Genomic DNA, 21,674 nt, shown 5'->3' with positions numbered 1-21,674 from the left:
GGCGGTCTCAGCGGATGCGCTCCAGGGCGTCGGCGAAACGCTTCAGGGTGGCAGGCGGCACCTCGCCCAGGGCAGTCACCCAATGGTCGCCGACGCGGCGGCTGACGGAGTGGGTGGCCCCCATGGCCACCTGCTGCTCCTCGTTGCCGTGGCGCTGCGGGTCGAAGGGCTCGACAAACAGCGACACGGACGCCAACCCATCGGAGAACACCCACTGCATGGGGGCCTGGCCCGCCGGCAGGGGACCGCCGGGCACTTCCCGCGTGTGGCAGCTCATGGCGGTGAAGCCCGGGATGGACTCCTTCAACTGCCAGCCCTCGGCCTGAGGCGTGGTCTTGCGCAGCGCGGGCTTGATCACCTCGTAGCCGCGCGTGTCCTTCATGAGGCGCGCGAGCTTGTCCATGCTCACGGGCGCGTCGAGCTGCAGCTCGGAGAACGCCACCTGCTCCAGCACCTCTCCCTGGGCGCCCAGCGTCTGCAGCTTCACGATCAGGCCACTCTTCTTCTCGGACCAGATCCGGTAGCCGAAACGCCACTCATCGCGAGGCACGATCTCCACCATGTCGGCCATGTGGCCCGCCACGCGCTGGTACCCCACTTCGCGGGCGCCATAGAACTGCGCGATGGCGCTGGCCGGCGTGCGCAGCATGTCGGGAAAGACGCCGAGCGATTCGCGCTTCTCGACCATGGCGGTGCGCGTTTCCGGCTCGAAGGTGATGACCTCACTGTTGCGGCGGATGGTGGTGCGCGGCGCGCCGGTGAGCGTCTCCACGCGCTCCATCTGCTGCGTGCCGTCGCACACATGCCAGATCTTGGAGGCCGACATCGCGCTGCCGGAGCTGACGACCAGCGTGCCGGTGTACGAGCGCTGGAGCGAGGCCTGGTGCATGCGCGAGAGCCATTCGGTGACGCTGCGCGCGGAACCCGCGCCCGGCGACACGCTGGCCCCCTGGGCCAGCGCCGGTGCGCTCCAGCCACCGGCGCAGGCCCAGACGATCAGGGCGGCCCCGAAGCGGCGCAGCCGCGGCGCGCCAAGCCGACGGGCGCAGGGCAGGACGGCGGGGGTGAAAGCGGCGGTCGTCATGGGCGCGGCCATCAGCGGGCGTCGGCGTCGTAGGTGGCGTTGCGGATGAAACCGGTCGAGGTCTGGAAGGCCGACATGCCGCCGTGCTGGCGGTGCTCGGACAGCAGGCGCTCCAGCGCCGGGTCGCGGATGAGGGGGCCCTGCGAGGTGGACACCATCACCGGGCGCGTGGACGGCACACCGGCCGACGCGGCCGGCGGCGCCGCCGAAGCCAGGGTGGCGGGCGGCAGCGCCACCCGCTCCTGGGCCAGCACCGGCCCCTGCGGGCCGCTGGGCGCGGAGGCCAGCACGGTCCAGCCGACGGCGGCGACCGCCACCACGCTGGCCAGCCCCGACACCATCTTCCAGCGGAACAGGGCGTCGTTCGCCGCCGCGCCACGCACGGCGCGCACGGGCTGGGACCCGGCGTCCGCGGCGGGCTGGTGCTCGGCGTCGAGCCGCTGGTTCAGCTCGGCCAGGAAATCCATGGGCGATCGGGCCGGCAGGGCCGCGCCATCGCCTCGCAGCACCTCGCCGATGAGCTGGTAGCCGCGCCACTGCACCAGGGCCTCGTCGCCCAGGCGACAGCGCGCGAACAGGGCGTCGCTTTCGCGCTCGTCCAGGTAGCCATCGCACAAGGCCGACACCTGGTCGGCGCCCGGGCGGGCCGAATCGAAGGAAGTGGGCTGGTTCATGGCGGCGACCTCAGCGTGACAGGCCTCTCACCAGCGCTTGCCCGACTGCCGGTCGAGCAAGGGCTTGATGCGGGCCGAAATGGCTTCGCGCGCCCGGAAGATGCGGGAACGCACGGTGCCAATGGGGCATTCGAGTGCTTGGGCGATCTCTTCGTAACTCAGGCCCTCGATTTCGCGCAGGGTGATGGCCATGCGCAGTTCCTCGGGCAAGGCCTCCATCGCGGCGTTGACCGCGTTGGCGATTTCCTTGCTGGCCAGCACCGCCTCGGGCGTCTCGGTGTCGGCTACGTTGGCGTTTAGTTCGCGCTCCGGAGCGGAAGTTTCATCGTCCTCCCCCCCCTTGAGCTGCGATTGGAAGACCAGCGGATCGCGTTTCAGTTCCATCAGCTGCTTCTTCGCCGTATTGACGGCGATGCGGTACAGCCAGGTGTAGAACTGGGCATCGCCCCGGAACTGGGCCAGGGCGCGGTAGGCGCGGATGAAGGTTTCCTGGGCGATGTCCTGGACCAGGTCGCTGTCGCGCACCATGCGTCCGATGAGGCGTTCGACGCGCCGTTGGTATTTCAGGACCAGCAGATCGTAGGCGCGGCGCTCGCCGGCCAGGGTGCGTTGCACCAGCATGACGTCGCTGTCGGGCGGCGGCGGAGCGGTGTGGTCTTCCGTTGTCATGCGCGCGGGACTATACCCCATGCCCCCACCGTCTCCAGGGGCGCGGACGGGGCGTCAAACCGGCCGATCGGACACCAGGGCGCGGCGCAGCGCCAGCCAGTCGGCGGGCGCCCGGTCGCGCTCCACCCACACCCAGGCCGGCGCGCCGGCGGCACCCCTCAGGTGCAACAGCACGCGGCTTTGCAGGTCCAGCGCCACCCGCACCGCGTCGAGCGCGAGGCCGTCGCCCGAGCCGTCCGGCGACCAGCGCCAGGCCGCACCCTGCCCCGGCGCACCGCTGAAGCGCAGCACGCCCGCGACCGGGCGGCGCTCCATGCTTGCGGCCCAGCCCATCCAGGCCAGGCCCGCCACGGCCAGTGCCAGCCAGGTACTCAGCGCCAGGGACGCCGCCATCCAGGCCACCAGGAGGGCCACGGCCAGCGCCAGGACCGCCAGGGACAGCCCCCAGAAACGGCAACGCCCCACCGGATAGGCAACCGATGGGGCGCCGGGCCGGGTGGTCAAACGATCAGACCCGCTTGAACACCAGGGTGCCGTTGGTGCCGCCGAAGCCGAAGTTGTTCTTCAGCGCCACGTTCACCTGGCGGTCGCGCGCCGTGTTGGCGCAATAGTCGAGATCGCACTCGGGATCCTGGTTGACGATGTTGATCGTCGGCGGGATCTGCTGCTGGTGGATGGCCATCACCGTGAAGACGCTCTCGATGCCACCGGCGCCACCGAGCAGGTGCCCGGTCATGGACTTGGTGGAGCTCACGACCATGCGCTTGGCGTGGTCGCCCAGCGCGGCCTTGATGGCGTTCGACTCGTTGATGTCACCCAGCGGCGTGGAAGTGCCGTGTGCGTTGAGGTAGTCGACCTCGTCGGCGTTCACGCCGGCATTGCGCAGGGCGTTCAGCATGGCGCGGCGCGGGCCGTCCATGTTGGGTGCGGTCATGTGGCCGGCGTCGGCGCTCATGCCGTAGCCCGCCACCTCGGCGTAGATCTTCGCGCCGCGCGCCTTGGCGTGTTCGTACTCTTCGAGCACCATGACGCCCGCGCCCTCACCGAGCACGAAGCCGTCGCGGTCCTTGTCCCAGGGACGCGAGGCGGCGGTGGGGTCGTCGTTGCGCGTCGACAGGGCGCGCATCGCGGCAAAGCCGCCCACGCCCAGTGGCGACACCGTGGCCTCCGAGCCGCCCGCCACCATCACGTCGGCGTCGCCGTACTCGATCTTGCGGGCCGCCTCGCCAATGCTGTGCAGGCCTGTGGTGCAGGCCGTCACGATGGCGATGTTGGGGCCCTTGAAGCCGAAGCGCATCGATACGTGGCCCGAGATCATGTTGATGATCGAGGCCGGCACGAAGAACGGCGAGATGCGGCGGGGCCCGCGGTTGGTCAGCTCGGTGTGGGTTTCTTCGATCAGCGGCAGGCCACCGATGCCCGAGCCGATGATGCAGCCGACACGCGTGGCGGCCTCTTCACCCAATGCCTCGCCCGTGGGCAGGCCGGAATCGATCACGGCCTGATGGGCCGCGGCGATGCCGTAATGGATGAAGGTGTCCATCGTGCGCGCCTCCTTGGCGCTCATGTAGGACTCCAGCTCGAACCCCTTGACCTCTCCCGCGATGCGGCACGCGAAGTTCGACGGGTCGAACTTGGTGATCGTGGAGATGCCGGAGCGCCCGGCCAACAGATTGGCCCAGGAGTCGGCCACCGTGTTGCCCACGGGGCTGATGCAACCCAGGCCGGTCACGACGACGCGACGACGGCTCATGGGGCGATCAGGCTTTCTGGTGCTTCAGCGCGTAATCGATGGCGTGCTGCACCGTGGTGATCTTCTCGGCTTCTTCGTCGGGAATCTCGATGCCGAACTCGTCTTCGAGGGCCATCACGAGTTCCACCGTGTCCAGCGAGTCGGCGCCCAAGTCGGCCACGAAGGCTTTTTCGCTGGTGACCTGACCTTCTTCCACGCCGAGTTGTTCGGCAATGATTTTCTTGACGCGTGCTTCGATATCGCTCATAGGTCCCTCAAAGGGTGGGTTGGAATGCAGGGCGGCATTTTAGCCGGGGGGACGGGGCCGGGACCCCGAGAGACATCAGGCCATGAACATGCCGCCGTTGACGTGCAGTTCCTGGCCAGTGATGTAGGCCGCGCGCGGGCTGGCCACGAAGGCCACGGCGTGCGCGATGTCGGCGGGTTTGCCGAGGTGGCCCAGGGGAATCTGGGACAGCAGTGCCTTCTGCTGCTCTTCGGGCAGCGAAGCGGTCATGTCGGTCTCGATGAAGCCCGGCGCGACGCAGTTGACGGTGATGTTGCGGCTGCCCAGCTCGCGCGCCAGCGCGCGCGTCATGCCGGCCAGGCCGGCCTTGGCGGCGGCGTAGTTGGCCTGGCCCGGGTTGCCCGAGGCGCCGACGACGCTGGTGATGCTGATGATGCGGCCGTAGCGCTGCTTCATCATGGGGCGGATGACCGCGCGGCTGAGACGGAACACGGCCTTGAGGTTGGTGTCGAGCACGGCGTCCCAGTCCTCGTCCTTCAGGCGCATGGCCAGCATGTCGCGCGTGATGCCCGCGTTGTTGACCAGGACATGCAACGCGCCGTGCGCCTTGACGATCTCGTCGATGAGGGCTTCGGCGGCCTTGGCGTCGTTGACGTCGAGCACCGCGCCGCGGCTGCCGGCGCCGGCCCCGCCCACCGCCTTCAGCGCGGCGTCGATCTTGGCCGCGCCATCGCCGCTGGTGGCGGTGCCGATGACGATCAGCCCCTGTTGCGCGAGCTCGTGCGCGATGGCCGCGCCGATGCCGCGCGAGGCGCCGGTGACCAGGGCCACCTGGCCCGCGAATTTCACGTCCGTCATATCGACCTCGTTGTGGAATGGGGGCGGGTTCAGGCCAGCAGGGCCTTGGCCTCGGCCAGCGTGGCCGGGTCGTACAGGGCGGCGCCCTGGATGCTGGCGTCGATGCGTTTGGTCATGCCGGCCAGCACCTTGCCAGGGCCGCATTCGATCAGGGTGCCAATGCCGCGCGCCTGCATGGCCTGCACGCATTCGACCCAGCGCACCGGCCCGAAGGCCTGGCGGTACAGCGCGTCACGGATGCGGTCGGCGTCGGACTCGACCGCCACGTCGATGTTGTTGATGAGCGGGAAGCGCGGCACCGCCAGCGCCACGCCGGCCAGCTTCTCCCGCAGGCGCTCGGCGGCCGGCTTCATGAGGCTGGAGTGGAACGGCGCCGACACCGGCAGCGGCAGCGCGCGCTTGGCGCCGTTGGCCTTGAGCACCTCACAGGCCTTGTCGACAGCGGCCTTGCTGCCCGCGATCACGGTTTGCGCCGGGTCGTTGAAGTTCACGGCCTCCACCACCTCGGCGCTGCCCGCGCCAAAGGTGGCCTGCGCCTCGGCACAGCCGGCCTTCACACGCTCGGCGTCCATGCCCAGGATCGCGGCCATCGCCCCGACACCGACGGGCACCGCCTCTTGCATGGCCGCGGCGCGAAAGCGCACCAACGGCGCTGCGTCGGCCAGCGTGAGCACCTCGGCGGCGACCAGCGCGCTGTACTCGCCCAGCGAATGGCCGGCCACGGCGGCGGGCAGCTCGCCGCCCTCGGCGCGCCAGGCGCGCCAGGCGGCGACACCGGCCACCAGCATCACGGGCTGGGTGTTGGTCGTCAGGCCCAAAGCCTCCTTGGGGCCTTCCTTGATGAGCCGGCCGACGTCCTCGCCCAAGGCGTCCGACGCCTCGCGCAGGGTGTCGACGACGGCGGGGTGGTCACCCCAGGCGTCGAGCATGCCCACGGACTGGGACCCCTGGCCGGGAAAGACAAAGGCAAACGGTTTCATTCTGTTCAGCTGTCTGCGACGGCGCGCGGCGGCGCCGTCCGTTCGTTCAAAAATCGAGCAGCACCGCACCCCAGGTGAAGCCGCCACCCACCCCTTCGAGCAGCACGGTGTCACCCGGGCGCACGCGGCCACCGCGCACCGCGTGATCGAGCGCGAGCGGTATGGAGGCCGCCGAGGTGTTGCCGTGTTCGTCCACGGTGGCGACGAGCTTGTCCAGCGGCAGGTGCAGCTTCTTCGCCGTGCCCTGCATGATGCGGATGTTGGCCTGATGAGGAATCAGCCAGTCGATGTCGGTGTCCACGCGGCCGGCCTTGTGCAGCACGGTGCGCGCGGCGCGCTCCAGCACCGTGACCGCGAGCCGGAACACCGCCTGGCCATCCATTTTGAGCAGCGGCTGGCCCGTGACCTGCCCACCCGACACGTGCCCCGGCACGCACAGGATGCCCACGTGCTTGCCGTCGGCGTGCAGGTCGCTCGCCAGGATGCCGGGCGTGTCGGAGGCCTCGAGCACCACGGCGCCCGCGCCGTCGCCGAACAGCACGCAGGTGGTGCGGTCGTTGAAGTCGAGCAGGCGCGAGAACACCTCGGTGCCAATGACCAGGGCCTTGCGCGCCGTGCCGGCACGGATCATCGCGTCGGCCACGGTGAGGGCGTAGACGAAGCCGCTGCACACGGCCTGCAGGTCGAAGGCCGGGCAGCCCGCGATGCCCAGCTTGTGCTGGACGATGGCGGCGGTGGACGGAAACACCATGTCCGGCGTGGACGTGGCGACGATGATGAGGTCGATGTCCTTGGCCGTGCGACCGGCCGCTTCCAGCGCGGCCTGCGCCGCCGCCACGCCCATGTCGCTGGCGAACACGCCGTCGTCGGCGAAGTGCCTCGCGCGGATGCCGGTGCGCTCGATGATCCACTGGTCGCTGGTCTCGATGCCCTTGGGCGCCAGCATGGCCACCATGTCGTCGTTGGTCAGGCGGCGCGGCGGCAGATGGCTGCCCGTGCCGGTGATGCGGGAATAAGCGCTCATGCGGAGGAATCAGATGGTCGGAATGCCGCCACGCTCGCTGATGGTCGTCTCGGGCGACAGCAGCGGCTGCGCACGCGCAATGCGTTGTCTCACGTTGTCCAGCAAGCCGCGGGAGGCGGCATCATACGCGCGGGCCAGCGCTTGCTCGAAGGCGAAGGCGTCGGCCGAGCCATGGCTCTTGAACACCAGGCCCTGCAGGCCCAGCAGGGCCGCGCCGTTGTAAACGCGGTGGTCGGCTCGCTGGCGGATGGCGTTGAGCACCGGCATGGCCACCACGGCCGCCAGCTTGCGCCACAGGCCGCGCGTGAACTCCTCGCGGATGAAGCCGCCGATCATCGAGGCCACGCCCTCGCTCGCCTTGAGCGCCACATTGCCCACGAAGCCATCGCACACCACGATGTCGGTGGTGCCCTTGAAGATGTCGTTGCCCTCCACATTGCCGTGGAAGTTCAGGTCGCCCGCCGCGGCGGCGTGGCGCAGCAACTGACCCGCCTGCTTGATCACGTCACTGCCCTTGATGACCTCCTCGCCGACATTGAGCAGGCCCACCGAGGGGTCGTCGCGCCCAGTGACGGCGGCCACCAGGGCCGAGCCCATCACCGCGAACTGCAGCAGGTGCTCGGCCGAGCAGTCGACGTTGGCGCCGAGATCGAGCACGGTGGTGGCGCCGCCGCGCGCATTGGGCATCTGGGTGGCGATGGCGGGGCGTTCGATGCCGTCCAGCGTCTTGAGCAGGTAGCGCGAGATCGCCATCAGCGCACCGGTGTTGCCGGCCGAGACCGCGGCCTGCGCATGGCCGTCCTTGACCTGCTGGACCGCCACCCGCATGGACGAGTCCTTCTTGCGGCGCAGCGCGACCTCGATCGGGTCGCTCATGTCCACGACCTCGCTGGCGGGCACCACGGTGCAGCGCTCATGCCCCGTGAGACGGGACCAGGCGTGCAGGTCCTCGGCGCGCCCCACCAGCAGCAGGCGCGCCTGGGGGTGGCCGGCCAGAAAGGCCTCGGCCGCGGGCATGGTCACGACCGGCCCGACGTCTCCCCCCATGCAATCCACGGCGATGGTGATCATCTCGACATCCTGCGGGACGCTTGCGGCGACCTCGTCGTTCTAATGAAAAAGGCCCGCATGCGGCATGCGGGCCCGTGTCTCCGTGGCCAGCGGACGCGCGCGCGCACGCCCGGCAGGCAGCCCGTGGATCAGGCTTCGGATTTGTTCTTGAGCACCTGGCGGCCGCGGTAGAAGCCGTTGGGGCTGATGTGGTGACGCAGATGCACTTCGCCCGTGGTGGGCTCGACGGCGGTGCCCGGGGTGGTCAGCGCGTTGTGCGAACGGTGCATGCCCCGCTTGGAGGGCGATTTCTTGTTTTGCTGGACAGCCATGTTGGGCTCCTGGAAGGCGTTGGTGAGGACTCGAGGGCGTCATCGGCTGGGACACGGGGTGGAAACCGCACGCTGCCCGGCCTTTCAGGCCCGCCCTGGCGCAAAGCCAAGCATTATAGCCCGAGTTATCCGGATACGGATGGGACCCCCTCACGGCCGGCCCTTGAGCTTGGCCAGCGCCGCGAAGGGGTGCGGGCGCTCACTGCCCGACGCCTTTTCGCCACCGGCGGGCTCCTCGGCCGCCAACAGGGGCTGCGGGCAGCGCTCGTGCAGGGGCACCAGCGGCAGGGCCAGGATCAGCTCGTCCTCGACCAGCTCGACCAGGCCGGGCCGCGGCTCCAGGGCGAGCAGGTCCTCTTCGCTGTCGTCGTCCAGCGCCTCGGCCGTGGCCTCGTCGGCCACGAAGCGGAACCAGCGGTCCACCTCCACCGGGGTCTGCACCGGCGCCAGGCAGCGCTGGCAGGTCAGGGGCACGAGGGCGCGCGCCTCCAGGTGCAGCCAGGCCTGCGGGGCACCACCGGTCGGCCCGGCGCGCATCTCGCCCTGGGCCTGCCAGCGCACGCGCTCGCTCGGGTCGACGGGCGGGTGCAAGTCGCTGGCGAGGCGCGCGAAACCGGTGAGCGGCGGATCGCCTTCGAGCCGGGCGCCGGCCTGGGCGAAGCGCAGCGCATCCAGGCGCTGCGGATTGAAAACGGAAGCGGGGGGCTTGCTGGCCATCGGGCGATTCTAGGCAGGCCACGACAATACGCCCATGAGCAACACCCCCTCCCCCGCCCGGGCCGTGGTCCTGGGATCGACGTCCCGCTACCGGCGCGAGCTGCTGCAGCGCCTGGGCCTGCCGTTCGAGGTGGCCGCACCCGAGGTCGACGAAACGCCGCAGCCCGGCGAGGCACCCGCCGCCCTCGCCCAGCGCCTGGCCCTGGCCAAGGCCCGCGCCGTCGCCGAGCGCTTTCCCGAGGCCGTGGTCATCGGCAGTGACCAGGTGGCCGATCTGGCCGGCGAGCCGCTGGGCAAACCTGGCACCCACGAACGCGCCGTGCAGCAATTGCGCCGCATGCGCGGGCAGACCGTGGTCTTCCAGACCGCCCTGGCCGTGGTCTGCCGCGCCAGCGGCTTCGAGCGCCAGGACATTGCGCCCGTGCGCGTGGCATTCCGCGAGCTGGACGACGGCGAGATCGAGCGCTACCTGCTCGCCGAGCAGCCCTACGACTGCGCCGGCAGCGCCAAGAGCGAAGGCCTGGGCATCGCCCTGCTCGAGCGCATCGACAGCGACGACCCCACCGCCCTGGTGGGGCTGCCGCTGATCCGCACCTGCCAGATGCTGCGCGCCGCCGGCGTGCGCCTGCCGTGACGCCGGGCGCGCTTTACCTGGTGCCCACGCCGCTGGACTTCGGCGTGGCCGAGGCCACGGACCCGCTGGAGGCGCTGCTGCCGGGAGAGACCCTGGCCGTGGCCGGCCGGCTCACGCACTGGATCGCCGAGAACGCCAAGAGCGCGCGCGCCTTCCTCAAGCGCGTGGACGCCGCCGTGGGCCTGGCCGCGCCGCTGCAGGAACAGCACATCCTGGAATTGCCCCGGCAAACGCACAAGCGCGGCGACCACACGCAGGACGACCGGGCGGCGCGCGACTGGCTCGCGCCCGCGCTGCAGGGCCATGGCATCGGCCTGCTCAGCGAGGCCGGCATGCCCGCCATCGCCGACCCCGGCAGCGGCGTGGTGCGCGCGGCGCACGCCCTGGGCCTGCGGGTGTGCCCACTGGTGGGGCCGGTGTCGCTGATGCTCGCGCTCGCGGGCAGCGGGCTCAATGGCCAGCACTTCGCCTTCGTGGGCTACGTGGCGCAGGACCCGCCCACGCGCGCCAAGCGCCTGCGCGAACTCGACGCCCTGGCCACACGCAGCGGCCAGGCGCAGATCCTGATCGAGACGCCCTACCGCAACGCGGCCCTGCTGCGCGCGCTGATCGACAGCCTGCAGCCGGGCACGCGCCTGGCCGTGGCCTGCGGGCTGGCGCTGCCCACGCAAGCCATCCGCAGCGCGCGCGTGGCGGATTGGCGGCGCGAGCCCGCGCTGGCGGCCGACCTGCCGCTGGACCTGCCCGCCGTGTTTCTCTTCGGGCCCTGAACGGGCGACGGGCCTCAGCCCATCACGCGCTGCAGGTGCGCGCGCACCGCGCCACTCAGCTCGGGGTTGGCCAGGGCGAGGTCGATGGTGGCCTCCAGAAAGCCTTCCTTGCTGCCGCAGTCGTAGCGCCGGCCTTCATAGCGGTAGGCCTGCACGCGCTCCTTGCCGATCAGCGCGGCGATGCCGTCGGTGAGCTGGATCTCGCCCCCGGCGCCGCGCGGCTGCTGGCGGATGCTCTCGAACACCGCCGGCGTGAGGATGTAGCGTCCGGCCACCGCCAGGGTGGACGGCGCCTTCTCCGGCGCGGGCTTTTCCACCATGGCGAAGACCTCGGCCAGCGCGGCGTTCGCGCCGTGCACGTCGACCACGCCGTAGCGCTTGGTCTCGGCGCGCGGTACGTCCTGCACGGCCAGCACCGTGCCCGGACTGCGTTCATAGGCCTTGACCATCTGCGCCAGCACGGTAGCGCCGCCGTTGAGCTGGTCCTTGCCCAGCATCAGGTCGTCGGCCAGCAGCACGGCGAAGGGCTCGTCGCCGACCAGGCGCTCGGCGCACAGCACCGCGTGGCCCAGGCCCAGCGCGCGCGGCTGGCGCACATAGAAGCAGTCCATGTCGTCGGGCTTGATGGACGTCACCAGATTGAGCAGCGCGCCCTTGCCCGCCGCCTCCAGCTCGGTCTCCAGTTCGTATGCCACGTCGAAATGGTCCTCGATGGCCCGCTTGTTGCGGCCGGTGACGAAGATCATTTCGCGGATGCCGGCCGCGTAAGCCTCTTCCACGGCGTACTGCATCAGCGGCTTGTCCACCACGGGCAGCATCTCCTTGGGAATGGCCTTGGTGGCGGGCAGGAACCGGGTGCCCAGGCCACCCACGGGAAATACGGCTTTACGAATCGTCGTCATGTCGTGCACTGCTCCCGAGCGATTTGACAAACAAGCTGACCATAATACCCACGGCCCGTGCCCGCGACCCGGCACGCCATTGCACCGCAGCATCACGCGCGGTCTTCCCGGATACACACGAATGCAGATCACTCCCGTCATCCTGTGTGGCGGCTCGGGCACCCGCCTGTGGCCCCTGTCGCGCCAGAGTTTTCCCAAGCAGTTCGTCCCGCTGGTGGGCAACAAATCTTTACTTCGCCTTACCTTGGACCGTGTGGCCTGGAGCGGACAGCCGCCCCTGTGCGTGGCCGCCGACGAGCACCGCTTCCTGGTGGCCGACGCCATCGAATCGGGCGGCCAGGGCGGCACGCTGTTGCTGGAGCCCGCCGCACGCAACACCGCGGCCGCCATGGCACTGGCCACGCTGCAGGCCCTGCGCGATGGCGACGGCAGCGAGCTGCTGCTGTTCTGCCCGGCGGACCACCACATCCCCGACGCCGTGGCCTTCGCCGACACCGTGCGGCAAGGCGTCGCCGCGGCGCAGGCCGGCGCCATCGTCACCTTCGGCGTGATGCCCACCTTCCCCAGCACGGCCTACGGCTACATCGCCCAGGGCGAGCCGCGCCCCGATGGCAGCCGCGGCGTGGCCCGATTCATCGAAAAGCCTGCCGCCGAGGCCGCGCAGGCGCTGCTGCTGCAAGGCGGCGTGCTGTGGAACGCGGGCATCTTCCTGGCCAGCGCGGCCACCCTGCAGGGCGCGCTGCAGCGCCACGCGAACGACATCTGGGCCGCCTGCGAGCAGGCCATGGCCGCGCCCAAGGAAGAGTCCGTGGGCCGCTGCCGCTTCGTGCGCCCGGCGGCCGAGCCTTTCCTGGCCTGCCGCTCGCAGAGCATCGACTACGCCGTGATGGAGCCGCACGACGACGTGGCCGTGGTGCCCTTCCAGGGCCAGTGGAGCGACGTGGGCAGCTGGAATGCCGTGGCCGACCTCGCGCCCGCCGACGGCAACGGCAACCGCGTGCAGGGCCAGGGCCATGCCCTGCGCGCGGCCAACACCTTCATCCACGCGCCGCACCGGCCCGTGGTGGCGCTGGGCACGCACGACCTGCTCATCGTCGACACGCCCGACGCCCTGCTCGTGGCCCAGCGCGACCACGCCGAGCAGGTGAAGGACGTGGTGGCCCACCTCGCCAAGAGCGATGTGCCGCAGGCCGCCGCGCACCGCCGCGTGGCGCGGCCCTGGGGCTGGTACGACAGCATCGATACGGGGGCGCGCTTCCAGGTCAAGCGCATCGGCGTCAAGCCCGGTGCGTCGCTGAGCCTGCAGAAGCACCACCACCGCGCCGAGCACTGGATCGTGGTCAAGGGCACGGCCGAGGTCACGCGCGGGCAGGAGGTGTTCCTGCTGTCGGAGAACCAGTCCACCTACATCCCCATCGGCGAGGTGCACCGCCTGCACAACCCCGGCAAGATGGAACTGGAGATGATCGAGGTGCAATCCGGCGCCTACCTCGGCGAGGACGACATCGTGCGACTCGAAGACGTCTACGGCCGTGAGCCCAAACCCCAATAAGCACCCGCATGAACATCCTGCTCACCGGCGGCGCCGGCTACATCGGCAGCCACACCGCCGTGGCCCTGGTCGAAGCCGGCTACGCGCCCATCGTGCTCGACAACTTTGCCAACAGCCACCCGGTGGTGATGGAGCGCCTGCAGCGCATCACCGGGCAGGCCCTGCTGCTGGAGCGCGGCGACGTGCTGGACACGCCCTGGCTCACCGAGGTGCTGCGCCGCCACCGCCCGGCGGGCGTCGTGCACTTCGCGGGCGACAAGGCCGTGGGCGAGAGCGTGGCCAATCCGCTGAAGTACTACCGCAACAACCTGGGCGGCGCCACCAGTCTGCTGCAGGCCATGTCGGCCGTGGCCGCCGAAGACCCGTCGCAGCCGCCCACGCTGGTGTTCTCCAGCAGCGCCACGGTCTATGGCGACCCGGTGCGCGTGCCCATCACCGAGGACTTCGCGCGCAGCCACACCAACCCCTACGGCCACACCAAGCTGGTCATCGAGGACATGCTTCAGGCGCTGCAGACCGCGCAGCCGCACTGGCGCATCGGCGCCCTGCGCTACTTCAACCCCGTGGGCGCGCACCCGAGCGGCCTGATCGGCGAGGACCCGGCCGGCATCCCCAACAACCTGATGCCCTTCGTGGCCCAGGTGGCCGTGGGCGCGCGCGAGCACCTCAACGTCTTCGGCGGCGACTACCCCACACCCGACGGCACCGGCGTGCGCGACTTCATCCACGTCATGGACCTGGCGCGCGGCCACGTCGCCGCCATCCAGGCCCTGCTGGGCCGGGGCGAGAGCTTCACCGTGAACCTGGGCACCGGGCGCGGCCACAGCGTGCTCGAGGTGGTGGCCGCCTTCGAGAAGGCCAGTGGGCGGGCCGTGCCCTACCGCGTGACCCCGCGCCGCGCGGGCGACGTGGCCCAGTGCTGGGCCGACCCCTCGCTGGCGCGCCAGCTGCTGGGCTGGCAATCGCGCCACACGCTCGATGAAATGTGCGCCGACGCCTGGCGCTGGCAGCGCGAGAACCCGAACGGTTACCGCAGCTGAATGCCGGCGGACTGCGCCGCCTTGAACGCCCCTTCGCCGAAGCTCGCGCCGAACTGGCGCGCCAGGCGCAGGCCCAGGTTCTCGCGCTGGGTGTAGTCCACCACCTCCTCGGCCTTGATCACCTCGCGTGCCACGTAGTCGAGGTTGCCCAGGCCGTCGGCCAGGCCGTGGTTCACGGCCTGCTGGCCGCTCCACACCAGGCCGGTGAAGGTGTCGGCGTCTTCCTTCAGGCGCTTGCCGCGGCCCTGCTTCACCACCTCGATGAACTGCAGGTGGATCTCGTCGAGCATGGCCTGCAGGTAGGCCTTCTGCTGCTCGTCCTGCGGGCTGAAGGGGTCGAGCATGGCCTTGTTGCGGCCCGCCACCATCAGGCGCCGCTCCACGCCCAGCTTGTCCATCAGGCCCGTGAAGCCGAAGCCGTCCATCAGCACGCCGATGCTGCCCACCAGGCTGGCCTTGTCGACATAAATGTCGTCGGCCGCCGCCGCGATGTAGTAGGCCGCCGAGGCGCAGGTTTCCTCCACCACGGCATAGACCTTCTTGTCGTGCAGGCCCTTCAAGCGGCGGATCTCGTCGTTGATGATGCCGGCCTGCACCGGACTGCCGCCCGGTGAGTTGATGAGCAGCACGATGCCCTGGGCACCGTGGTCCTCGAAGGCCTGGCGCAGCGCGGGCAGCACGTTCTCGGCGCTGGCCTGGGCGCCGGCACCGATGGTGCCTTCGATTTCGATCACCGCGGTGTGCGGCGTGCTGGGCTGCGAGCCCGCCATGTGCTCGGCCTTGACGGCCAGCCAGACGATGGCGCCGATCACCAGCAGCCAGGCGAAGCGGAAGAACAGCTTCCAGCGGCGCGCGGCGCGCTGCTCCCTGAGCTGGGCGAACAGCAGCTTTTCGATGGCCTCGCGCTCCCAGGACACGCCGGCGGGGCGAGGGGTGGCGGCGGTGTTGAAGTCCTCGTTCACGACGGGCTCGCTTTCAGAATTCCACGGGTTTGAGATGGTACTGGGAGCGCCAGTGCACCACGCCATCGAGCTCCACCAGTTCGATCCGGAACAGGCCGCCCCGGCAGGGCCCACCGCGGCATTCGCCGGTGTCGGGCGCGTACACCGCGCCGTGCGTGGCACACAGCAGCCAGCGCGCGCTGTCGTCGAAGAAATGGTCGGGACGCCAGTCCAGCTCCATGGCCACGTGGGTGCAGCGGTTCAGGTAGGCGTGGGCACGCCCCTGGTAGCGGATGGCGAAGGCCCGGCAGGTCTGCCCCGCGTAGTTGACGTCGAAGGACACGCCCTGGCCGCCATCGACCAGGTCGCGGCTGTGGCACAGCGGGTGCAGGTCGTCGGCGGGTCCGGGCGCCATGCGGGTCAGGCCTCAGGCGTGTTCGAGCAGCCAGCCGTGCAGTTCGGCCACCGAGTGCGCAACGAAGCGTGGCCCCAGGGCGTGAAAGGCGTCGGGCTCGTGCGCGCCGTAGCTCACGCCCACGCTCGCGCAACCGGCGTTCACCGCCATCTGCAGGTCGTGCGTGGTGTCGCCGACCATCAGCGTGCGCTCGGGCTCGACGCCGAACTCGCGCATCAGCTGGTGCAGCATCAGCGGGCTGGGCTTGCCGGCCGTTTCATCGGCCGTGCGAGAACCGTCGAACACGCCGCTCAGCTCCACCGTGCGAAGCACCTCGTCGAGCCCGCGCCGGCTCTTGCCGGTGGCCACGGCCAGCCAATGGTGCCGTTCCTTGAGCGCCTGCAACAGCGGCAGCACACCGTCGAACAGGCTGAGGTCGTTCTGGCTGGCCAGGTAGTGGTGGCGGTAGCGCTCGCCCAGGCGCGGGTACAGGTCGGGTGGCACGTCGGGCGCGGCGTGCGCCAGGGCCTGCATCAGGCCCATGCCGATGACGTAGCTGGCCTGCTCGCGCGTGGGCACGGTGCCGCCCACGTCGGCCACGGCGCGCTGGATGCTCTGCGCGATGACGGCCGTGGAGTCGTAGAGCGTGCCGTCCCAGTCGAAGGCGATGAGGTCGTAGCGGCGGACCATGGCTCAGCCCAGCTTTTCTAGGGTCCTGGCGTGGTGCCGCAGGTGATCGGCCACCACGCTCTGGACGAAGTAGTAGCCGTGGTCGTAGCCCTCGTGCCAGCGCAGCGTGAGCGGCTGGCCGGCGGCGCGGCAGGCCGCTTCCAGCTTGTCCGGGTGCAGCTGCGCCGCCAGGAACTGGTCGGCGCGGCCTTGGTCGATCAGCAGCGGCGGGCAGCGCTTGCCCGCCTGGATGAGCTCGGTGGCGTCGTGCTCCGCCCAGCGGGCGCGGTCCTCGCCCAGGTAGCCGGTGAACGCCTTCTCGCCCCAGGGGCATTGCGTGGGCGCGGCGATCGGCGCAAAGGCCGATACGCTCTGGAACAGCGATGGGTGGCGCAGCGCCAGCGTGAGCGCGCCATGCCCGCCCATGGAGTGGCCGAACACGCCCACGCGGTCGCGGCGCAGGGCGAAGCGCTCGAACACCAGCGCGCGCAGCTCCTCCACGATCCAGCATTCCATGCGGAAGTGGCGCGACCACGGCGCCTCGCTGGCGTCGAGGTAAAAGCCCGCGCCGTGGCCGAAGTCCCAGGCCGCGTCGGCGCCCTCGATGCCGGTGGCGCGCGGGCTGGTGTCGGGCGTGACGATGGCCAGGCCCAGCTTGGCCGCCAGGCGCTGCGCGCCGGCCTTGATGGCGAAGGTTTCCTCGGTGCAGGTCAGGCCCGCGAGGTAGAAGAGCACCGGCACCGGGCCCTTGGCCGCCTGCGGCGGCAGGAACACGCCGAAGCGCATGGGCAGGCCGATGGCGGTCGACTCGTGCCGGTAAAAGCCCTGCACGCCGCCGAAGCAGCGGTGCTCGCTCAGCGTCTCCACGGCCATCAGAACTCCACCACCGAGCGGATCGACTCGCCGCGCTTCATCAACGCGAAGCCCTCGTTGATGTCCTCCAGCTTGAGCTTGTGCGTGATCAGATCGTCGATGTTGATCTTGCCGTCCATGTACCAGTCGACGATCTTGGGCACGTCGGTGCGCCCGCGCGCGCCGCCGAAGGCCGAGCCCTCCCACTTGCGGCCGGTGACGAGCTGGAAGGGCCGCGTGCTGATCTCCGCGCCCGCCTCGGCCACGCCGATGATGATGCTGCGACCCCAGCCCTTGTGCGTGCACTCCAGGGCCTGGCGCATCACCTTCGTGTTGCCGATGCACTCGAAGCTGTAGTCCGCGCCGCCGTCGGTGAGCTGCACGATGGCGTCGACGATGTTCTGATGGTCCTTGGGATTGAGGAAGTGGGTCATGCCGAACTTCCTCGCCATGGCCTCGCGCTCGGGGTTGAGGTCGATGCCGATGATTTTGTCGGCGCCCACCATCTTGGCGCCCTGGATCACGTTGAGGCCGATGCCGCCGAGGCCGAAGACCACCACGTTGGCGCCCGCCTCCACCTTGGCCGTGAACAGCACCGCGCCGATGCCGGTGGTGACGCCGCAGCCGATGTAGCAGACCTTGTCGAAGGGCGCGTCGGGGCGGATCTTGGCCAGCGCGATCTCGGGCACCACCGTGTGGTTCGCGAAGGTGCTGGTGCCCATGTAGTGCAGGATGGGCTTGCCGTCGAGGCTGAAGCGGCTGGTGGCGTCGGGCATCAGGCCCTTGCCCTGCGTGCCGCGGATGAGCTGGCACAGGTTGGTCTTGCGGCTCAGGCAGAACTTGCACTGGCGGCATTCGGGCGTGTAGAGCGGGATGACGTGGTCGCCCTTCTTGAGCGTGGTCACGCCCGGACCGACGTCGACCACGATGCCGGCGCCCTCATGGCCCAGGATGGCGGGGAACAGACCCTCGGGGTCGGCACCCGAGAGCGTGTAGTAATCGGTGTGACAGATGCCGGTGGCCTTGATCTCGACCAGCACCTCGCCGGCCCTTGGCCCTTCCAGGTCCACGGTTTCGATGGTGAGGGGGGCTCCGGCCTTCCAGGCCACGGCGGCGCGCGTTTTCATGGTGGGTCTCTCTCGGGTGTCAAAGATGCGGGGAACACCCGCGAGGTTAACCCGCCTGCCCATGCCCGAGCCCGGCGCCGGGCATGCGCCCGGTCGGCTCAGTCGGCGGGCGCGCCGGCGCGGAACCAGTCGCCGATCAGCGCGCGCTCCTCGTCGGTGATGCCGGTGGCGTTGTTGATGGGCATCACCTTGGTGACCACGGCCTGCTGGTACACCGCCTGCGCGTGGCGCTGGAGTTCGGCCGGGCTGTCCAGCCGAACGCCCTTGGACTGCAGGGCCTCGCCGTGGCACATCACGCAGCGCTGCGCCACCACGGCCTGCACCCGGGCCGCGCTCACCGCCGGCCGCGAGGCCGCCGGCGCGGCCGGTGCGGGCTTGAGCCAGACGATCACGCCGATCAACACCACCACGCCCGCCAGCGCGTACTTCCAGGGGTGCGGGTTGCGGCCCAGCTTGAAGCCGTGGCGCAGCACGAAGAACTGCCGGATCGCCGCGCCCGCGGCCATCATGGCGATCAGCACCCAGCCGTTGTGCGGGTTCGCGTAGGTGAAGCTGTAGTGGTTGCTCAGCATGGCGAACAGCACCGGCAGCGTGAAGTAGGTGTTGTGCACGCTGCGCTGCTTGCCGCGCTGGCCATGGATGGGGTCCACCGGCTGGCCGGCCTTGAGCGCGGCCACCACCTTGCGCTGGCCCGGGATGATCCAGAAGAACACGTTGGCGCTCATGGCCGTGGCGATCATGGCGCCCACCAGCAGGAAGGCCGCGCGCCCCGCGAACAGCGAGGTGGCCAGCAGCGCGGCCACCGCCACCAGCACGGCCACGGCCGCGCCCACCTTGGCGTCGCCGTTCTTGGTCTGCCCCAGGGTGCGGCAAATGGTGTCGTAGGCCAGCCAGAACACCACCAGGAAGGCCAGCGCGGTGGCGATGGCCGCGGCCGGCGACCAGTCGAAGACCTGCGGGTCGATCAGGTAGACCTTGGGGCTCCACAGATAGGACACCAGGAACAGCGCAAAGCCCGAGAGCCAGGTGGAGTAGCTTTCCCAGAAGAACCAGTGCAGGTGGCCCGGCAACTGCGGCGGCGAGACCGCGTATTTCACCGGGTGGTAGAAGCCGCCGCCGTGCACGGCCCACAGCTCGCCGGTGGCGCCGTCGCGGCGCAGCGCCTCGTCCTCGGGCGGCGTGAGGCTGCTGTCGAGGAAAACGAAATAGAAGGAAGAGCCGATCCAGGCGATGGCGACGATGACGTGCAGCCAGCGCAACAGCAGGTTGGCCCAGTCGAGCAGGTAGGTTTCCATGGCACCTCGTTCAAGGGATGGTTTTGGGCCATCCGGCGTTTCGACTCACCACCGCGGGCGCTCTGAGCCGACCGAGGGCCGCGATACACGGTGCGTTGCACCGGCTCCGCTGCGACCACAGAAGGCCCGCAGTGTAGCGGCTCAAACACCGCTCGCGGAGGTCTTCGGCGTCAGCAGCAACAACTGCGCCACCACCGCCGCCGCGATCACGGCCGGTGCCTTGCCGGTGATGCCGGGCAGGCCGATCGGGCAGGTCACGCGCGCCAGCTCTTCTTCGCTGAAGCCGCGCTCCGTGAGCCGGTGGCGGAAGGTGGCCCACTTGGTGCGGCTGCCGATGAGGCCGATGAAGCCGAGATCGTCGCGTTCGCGCAGGCGGCGCAGGCAGGCCGCCACGATGTCCAGGTCCTCGGCGTGCGAAAAGCTCATGACCAGCACCAGCGAGCCGCTGGCCAGCGCCGGCACGGCGGCCTGCACCGGGTCGGAGTGCTCGGCCGCCACGCCCTCGGGCAGCGGGTCGGGAAAGACCTCGTCGCGGCTGTCGATCCAGGTGATGGCGAAGGGCAGTGGCGCAAGCGCGCGCACCAGCGCTCGGCCCACGTGCCCACCGCCGAACAGCGCCACCGGCCGCAGGGCCGTGCCCAGGCGCTCGCGCAGCGCCGGCGCGTCGGCGGCGCCGACGGGTTGATACGAAAGTTCCAGTGCCCCGCCGCAGCACTGGCCCAGACTGGGGCCAAGCGTGACCGACTGCACGGATGGCTGGACCGCGCGTCGCACCAGCATCTCGCGCGCGCGGCGCATCGCGTCCCATTCCAGGTGTCCGCCGCCGATGGTGTCGATGGTGTCGTTGCGAAACACCGCCATCCAGGTGCCGGCCTCGCGGGGCACCGAACCGCGTGAGGCGCGCACCGTCACCAGCACGGCGGGCTCGTCGCGCAAGCGGCGAAGGAAGGTCTGCAACTCACCCGCCATGTGTGGCGTCCCTGTCGACAAAGCTGTATGGATCTGTAAGAGAAACCCAAGGGCCGCCAGTATCGGCCGTTGTGATTGGCACCGCGTGCGATTTCGCACATACACTCCATCGGCCCCGCGGTATGGCGAGGCCGGCCCCGCTGAGAGAAACGCATGAGCACCCGAGACACCAAGCCCTCCGCCCCCGCCCGCTGCGACGCCCCCCGGGCCCGCGCGCTGCGCTGGACTGGCCTGACGATTGCCGCCCTGCTGGCCGCCTGCGCGGCGCCACTGCCCCCCCCCCCCCCCCCCCCCCCCCCACCCGCGCCGGTGCCCGCACCGCCGCCACCGCCCGTGAGCCAGCGCCCCACCCCCAAGTTCATCTCGCAAGCCGCCTCGGCAACCGACTACCGCAAGGACGGCGCGCGCCACATCTACGCCCGCAACGGCCACCGCATCTACAAGGGCCAGCTGCCGCCGCTGCTGCACGCCGTGGGCGTGCTGCAGGTCGAGGTGGACGACATCGGCGAGGTCCGCCAGGTGAGCTGGATGCGGGCGCCCAGCCATGCGCCCGACGTGATGCGCGAGATCGAGCGCACGGTGCGCGCCGCGGCGCCTTTCCCGGCGCCGGTGCGCATGGGTCGCGTCACCTACACCGACGTGTGGCTCTGGGACAAGAGCGGCAACTTCCAACTCGACACGCTGACCGAGGGACAGCGCAACAAGTGATCTCCGTGGTTTGAGACGTTTTCAAGGCCCGCTTCGTGCGGGCCTTCTTGTTGGCGGCACGCCGGCCCTGCGGCTGGCACGGCGGCTCAGCTGCCGCGGTAGGTGGAGTAGGCCCAGGGGCTCACCAGCAGCGGCACGTGGTAGTGCTGGTCCACCCTCGCCACGCCGAAATCCAGCGCCACGCGGTCCAGGAAGCGGGGCTCCGGCAGGTCCACGCCGCGGGCGTCGAAGTAGCCCTTCACATCGAACACCAGCCGATAGGTCCCCGCCTTCAGCGAGGCGTTGTCCAGCAAGGGGCCATCCGGGTTGCGCCCGTCCGCGTTGAGCGTGAAGCGCTTGATCAGCGTCGCTTGCTCGCCCTGCGTGGCATAGAGCGCCACCGCCATGCCCGCCGCCGGGCAACCGTGCATCGTGTCCAGTACGTGGGTGCTCAAGCCCATGGCCGCGTTCTCCT

Annotated in this window: 26 protein-coding genes; 5 read left to right on the top strand and 21 right to left on the bottom strand. The window is 70.2% G+C overall.

The genetic code is table 11. The annotated features are described in order from the left end of the window. Positions 1 to 7: 7 nt before the first annotated feature. The 12 genes from DY262_RS13345 to DY262_RS13290 all read right to left on the bottom strand — a co-directional run bounded on the left by DY262_RS13345 (position 8) and on the right by DY262_RS13290 (position 9,367). Complete coding sequence (locus DY262_RS13345) at positions 8 to 1,084, bottom strand: MucB/RseB C-terminal domain-containing protein (protein WP_245980974.1); 1,077 nt, start codon at positions 1,082 to 1,084, stop codon at positions 8 to 10. Between the two features lie 11 nt (positions 1,085 to 1,095). Continuing rightward, the gene (locus DY262_RS13340; RefSeq protein WP_116959536.1) at positions 1,096 to 1,758 is read right to left on the bottom strand and encodes a sigma-E factor negative regulatory protein; all 663 of its coding nucleotides are present in this window, start codon (positions 1,756 to 1,758) and stop codon (positions 1,096 to 1,098) included. 27 nt (positions 1,759 to 1,785) lie between these two features. Beyond that, positions 1,786 to 2,427, bottom strand: coding sequence for an RNA polymerase sigma factor RpoE (gene rpoE, locus DY262_RS13335; protein WP_070397522.1), 642 nt, complete (start codon positions 2,425 to 2,427; stop codon positions 1,786 to 1,788). A 54-nt stretch (positions 2,428 to 2,481) separates the two neighbouring features. Further along, positions 2,482 to 2,931 (bottom strand): hypothetical protein, encoded by a 450-nt coding sequence (locus DY262_RS13330; RefSeq protein WP_147326232.1) that lies wholly within the window; start codon positions 2,929 to 2,931, stop codon positions 2,482 to 2,484. 4 nt (positions 2,932 to 2,935) lie between these two features. Then, complete coding sequence (fabF, locus tag DY262_RS13325; RefSeq protein WP_116959534.1) at positions 2,936 to 4,180, bottom strand: beta-ketoacyl-ACP synthase II; 1,245 nt, start codon at positions 4,178 to 4,180, stop codon at positions 2,936 to 2,938. Positions 4,181 to 4,187: 7 nt separating this feature from the next. Next, positions 4,188 to 4,427, bottom strand: coding sequence for an acyl carrier protein (gene acpP, locus DY262_RS13320; protein WP_070397519.1), 240 nt, complete (start codon positions 4,425 to 4,427; stop codon positions 4,188 to 4,190). A 75-nt stretch (positions 4,428 to 4,502) separates the two neighbouring features. Then, positions 4,503 to 5,264, bottom strand: coding sequence for a 3-oxoacyl-ACP reductase FabG (gene fabG, locus DY262_RS13315; RefSeq protein WP_070397518.1), 762 nt, complete (start codon positions 5,262 to 5,264; stop codon positions 4,503 to 4,505). A 29-nt stretch (positions 5,265 to 5,293) separates the two neighbouring features. After that, positions 5,294 to 6,244 (bottom strand): ACP S-malonyltransferase, encoded by a 951-nt coding sequence (gene fabD / locus DY262_RS13310; RefSeq protein ID WP_116959533.1) that lies wholly within the window; start codon positions 6,242 to 6,244, stop codon positions 5,294 to 5,296. Between the two features lie 46 nt (positions 6,245 to 6,290). Further along, positions 6,291 to 7,268: a beta-ketoacyl-ACP synthase III gene (locus DY262_RS13305; RefSeq protein WP_116959532.1), complete on the bottom strand. Its 978-nt coding sequence runs from the start codon at positions 7,266 to 7,268 to the stop codon at positions 6,291 to 6,293. A 9-nt stretch (positions 7,269 to 7,277) separates the two neighbouring features. Further along, positions 7,278 to 8,339, bottom strand: coding sequence for a phosphate acyltransferase PlsX (gene plsX, locus DY262_RS13300; protein ID WP_116959531.1), 1,062 nt, complete (start codon positions 8,337 to 8,339; stop codon positions 7,278 to 7,280). Between the two features lie 128 nt (positions 8,340 to 8,467). Continuing rightward, complete coding sequence (gene rpmF, locus DY262_RS13295; RefSeq protein WP_009518787.1) at positions 8,468 to 8,650, bottom strand: 50S ribosomal protein L32; 183 nt, start codon at positions 8,648 to 8,650, stop codon at positions 8,468 to 8,470. Positions 8,651 to 8,800: 150 nt separating this feature from the next. Then, entirely contained in the window at positions 8,801 to 9,367 is a 567-nt protein-coding gene (locus tag DY262_RS13290) for a YceD family protein (protein ID WP_116959530.1), read from the bottom strand. Between the two features lie 34 nt (positions 9,368 to 9,401). Here DY262_RS13290 and DY262_RS13285 point away from each other — a divergent pair, with 34 nt between their 5' ends. Both DY262_RS13285 and DY262_RS13280 read left to right on the top strand, forming a co-directional pair. After that, the gene (locus DY262_RS13285) at positions 9,402 to 10,001 is read left to right on the top strand and encodes a Maf family nucleotide pyrophosphatase (protein WP_116959529.1); all 600 of its coding nucleotides are present in this window, start codon (positions 9,402 to 9,404) and stop codon (positions 9,999 to 10,001) included. Then, on the top strand, positions 9,998 to 10,771 hold the full coding sequence (locus tag DY262_RS13280) for an SAM-dependent methyltransferase (protein ID WP_116959528.1): 774 nt from the start codon (positions 9,998 to 10,000) through the stop codon (positions 10,769 to 10,771). Before DY262_RS13285 ends, DY262_RS13280 begins: the two co-directional genes overlap by 4 nt. A 14-nt stretch (positions 10,772 to 10,785) precedes the next feature. Here DY262_RS13280 and galU read toward each other — a convergent pair whose 3' ends face one another. Continuing rightward, positions 10,786 to 11,673, bottom strand: coding sequence for a UTP--glucose-1-phosphate uridylyltransferase GalU (gene galU, locus DY262_RS13275; protein ID WP_116959527.1), 888 nt, complete (start codon positions 11,671 to 11,673; stop codon positions 10,786 to 10,788). Positions 11,674 to 11,794: 121 nt separating this feature from the next. On the opposite strand from galU, the gene DY262_RS13270 reads away from it, so the two are divergent. Next, positions 11,795 to 13,225 carry a mannose-1-phosphate guanylyltransferase/mannose-6-phosphate isomerase gene (locus DY262_RS13270; protein ID WP_116959526.1) on the top strand — a complete coding sequence of 477 codons (1,431 nt, stop codon included), beginning with the start codon at positions 11,795 to 11,797 and terminating at the stop codon, positions 13,223 to 13,225. Positions 13,226 to 13,233: 8 nt separating this feature from the next. Next, entirely contained in the window at positions 13,234 to 14,265 is a 1,032-nt protein-coding gene (gene galE / locus DY262_RS13265; RefSeq protein ID WP_116959525.1) for a UDP-glucose 4-epimerase GalE, read from the top strand. On the opposite strand, the gene DY262_RS13260 is transcribed toward galE, so the two are convergent. The 7 genes from DY262_RS13260 to xdhC form a co-directional block, all read right to left on the bottom strand. Then, the gene (locus DY262_RS13260) at positions 14,253 to 15,293 is read right to left on the bottom strand and encodes a S49 family peptidase (RefSeq protein ID WP_116959524.1); all 1,041 of its coding nucleotides are present in this window, start codon (positions 15,291 to 15,293) and stop codon (positions 14,253 to 14,255) included. The genes galE and DY262_RS13260 overlap by 13 nt on opposite strands. Then, the gene (locus DY262_RS13255) at positions 15,241 to 15,621 is read right to left on the bottom strand and encodes a Rieske (2Fe-2S) protein (protein WP_116959523.1); all 381 of its coding nucleotides are present in this window, start codon (positions 15,619 to 15,621) and stop codon (positions 15,241 to 15,243) included. Before DY262_RS13255 ends, DY262_RS13260 begins: the two co-directional genes overlap by 53 nt. Positions 15,622 to 15,633: 12 nt before the next feature. After that, positions 15,634 to 16,290, bottom strand: coding sequence for an HAD family hydrolase (locus DY262_RS13250; protein WP_116959522.1), 657 nt, complete (start codon positions 16,288 to 16,290; stop codon positions 15,634 to 15,636). Positions 16,291 to 16,293: 3 nt separating this feature from the next. Then, entirely contained in the window at positions 16,294 to 17,142 is an 849-nt protein-coding gene (gene fghA / locus DY262_RS13245; RefSeq protein ID WP_116959521.1) for an S-formylglutathione hydrolase, read from the bottom strand. Beyond that, complete coding sequence (locus DY262_RS13240) at positions 17,142 to 18,248, bottom strand: S-(hydroxymethyl)glutathione dehydrogenase/class III alcohol dehydrogenase (protein WP_116959520.1); 1,107 nt, start codon at positions 18,246 to 18,248, stop codon at positions 17,142 to 17,144. Before DY262_RS13240 ends, fghA begins: the two co-directional genes overlap by 1 nt. A 98-nt stretch (positions 18,249 to 18,346) precedes the next feature. Further along, the gene (locus DY262_RS13235; RefSeq protein WP_116959519.1) at positions 18,347 to 19,543 is read right to left on the bottom strand and encodes a urate hydroxylase PuuD; all 1,197 of its coding nucleotides are present in this window, start codon (positions 19,541 to 19,543) and stop codon (positions 18,347 to 18,349) included. Between the two features lie 141 nt (positions 19,544 to 19,684). Further along, a complete protein-coding gene (gene xdhC / locus DY262_RS13230) occupies positions 19,685 to 20,512 on the bottom strand; it encodes a xanthine dehydrogenase accessory protein XdhC (protein WP_116959627.1) in 828 nt (275 codons plus the stop codon). 153 nt (positions 20,513 to 20,665) lie between these two features. Between xdhC and DY262_RS13220 the strand changes: the two genes are divergently transcribed. Further along, the gene (locus DY262_RS13220) at positions 20,666 to 21,220 is read left to right on the top strand and encodes a hypothetical protein (protein WP_245980973.1); all 555 of its coding nucleotides are present in this window, start codon (positions 20,666 to 20,668) and stop codon (positions 21,218 to 21,220) included. Positions 21,221 to 21,306: 86 nt separating this feature from the next. On the opposite strand, the gene uraH is transcribed toward DY262_RS13220, so the two are convergent. Next, positions 21,307 to 21,660, bottom strand: a complete 354-nt coding sequence (gene uraH, locus DY262_RS13215; RefSeq protein ID WP_116959517.1) for a hydroxyisourate hydrolase — start codon at positions 21,658 to 21,660, stop codon at positions 21,307 to 21,309. Positions 21,661 to 21,674 lie beyond the last annotated feature (14 nt).

Origin of the sequence: Hydrogenophaga borbori, assembly GCF_003417535.1 — a bacterium.
Lineage (GTDB): Bacteria > Pseudomonadota > Gammaproteobacteria > Burkholderiales > Burkholderiaceae_C > Hydrogenophaga > Hydrogenophaga borbori.
The sequence above is the reverse complement of the archived record's forward strand: the minus strand, read 5'-3'. Positions and strand labels throughout refer to the sequence as shown.

Bases quoted from the DNA above. Each gene is read 5' to 3' on its own strand.
- DY262_RS13345 (WP_245980974.1), bottom strand. From the start codon at position 1,084: ATGACGACCGCCGCTTTCACCCCCGCCGTCCTGCCCTGCGCCCGTCGG.
- DY262_RS13340 (WP_116959536.1), bottom strand. From the start codon at position 1,758: ATGAACCAGCCCACTTCCTTCGATTCGGCCCGCCCGGGCGCCGACCAG.
- rpoE (WP_070397522.1), bottom strand. From the start codon at position 2,427: ATGACAACGGAAGACCACACCGCTCCGCCGCCGCCCGACAGCGACGTC.
- fabF (WP_116959534.1), bottom strand. From the start codon at position 4,180: ATGAGCCGTCGTCGCGTCGTCGTGACCGGCCTGGGTTGCATCAGCCCC.
- acpP (WP_070397519.1), bottom strand. From the start codon at position 4,427: ATGAGCGATATCGAAGCACGCGTCAAGAAAATCATTGCCGAACAACTC.
- fabG (WP_070397518.1), bottom strand. From the start codon at position 5,264: ATGACGGACGTGAAATTCGCGGGCCAGGTGGCCCTGGTCACCGGCGCC.
- fabD (WP_116959533.1), bottom strand. From the start codon at position 6,244: ATGAAACCGTTTGCCTTTGTCTTTCCCGGCCAGGGGTCCCAGTCCGTG.
- DY262_RS13305 (WP_116959532.1), bottom strand. From the start codon at position 7,268: ATGAGCGCTTATTCCCGCATCACCGGCACGGGCAGCCATCTGCCGCCG.
- plsX (WP_116959531.1), bottom strand. From the start codon at position 8,339: ATGATCACCATCGCCGTGGATTGCATGGGGGGAGACGTCGGGCCGGTC.
- rpmF (WP_009518787.1), bottom strand. From the start codon at position 8,650: ATGGCTGTCCAGCAAAACAAGAAATCGCCCTCCAAGCGGGGCATGCAC.
- DY262_RS13290 (WP_116959530.1), bottom strand. From the start codon at position 9,367: ATGGCCAGCAAGCCCCCCGCTTCCGTTTTCAATCCGCAGCGCCTGGAT.
- DY262_RS13285 (WP_116959529.1), top strand. From the start codon at position 9,402: ATGAGCAACACCCCCTCCCCCGCCCGGGCCGTGGTCCTGGGATCGACG.
- galU (WP_116959527.1), bottom strand. From the start codon at position 11,673: ATGACGACGATTCGTAAAGCCGTATTTCCCGTGGGTGGCCTGGGCACC.
- DY262_RS13270 (WP_116959526.1), top strand. From the start codon at position 11,795: ATGCAGATCACTCCCGTCATCCTGTGTGGCGGCTCGGGCACCCGCCTG.
- galE (WP_116959525.1), top strand. From the start codon at position 13,234: ATGAACATCCTGCTCACCGGCGGCGCCGGCTACATCGGCAGCCACACC.
- DY262_RS13260 (WP_116959524.1), bottom strand. From the start codon at position 15,293: ATGGCGTGGTGCACTGGCGCTCCCAGTACCATCTCAAACCCGTGGAAT.
- DY262_RS13255 (WP_116959523.1), bottom strand. From the start codon at position 15,621: ATGGCGCCCGGACCCGCCGACGACCTGCACCCGCTGTGCCACAGCCGC.
- DY262_RS13250 (WP_116959522.1), bottom strand. From the start codon at position 16,290: ATGGTCCGCCGCTACGACCTCATCGCCTTCGACTGGGACGGCACGCTC.
- fghA (WP_116959521.1), bottom strand. From the start codon at position 17,142: ATGGCCGTGGAGACGCTGAGCGAGCACCGCTGCTTCGGCGGCGTGCAG.
- DY262_RS13240 (WP_116959520.1), bottom strand. From the start codon at position 18,248: ATGAAAACGCGCGCCGCCGTGGCCTGGAAGGCCGGAGCCCCCCTCACC.
- DY262_RS13235 (WP_116959519.1), bottom strand. From the start codon at position 19,543: ATGGAAACCTACCTGCTCGACTGGGCCAACCTGCTGTTGCGCTGGCTG.
- xdhC (WP_116959627.1), bottom strand. From the start codon at position 20,512: ATGGCGGGTGAGTTGCAGACCTTCCTTCGCCGCTTGCGCGACGAGCCC.
- DY262_RS13220 (WP_245980973.1), top strand. From the start codon at position 20,666: ATGAGCACCCGAGACACCAAGCCCTCCGCCCCCGCCCGCTGCGACGCC.
- uraH (WP_116959517.1), bottom strand. From the start codon at position 21,660: ATGGGCTTGAGCACCCACGTACTGGACACGATGCACGGTTGCCCGGCG.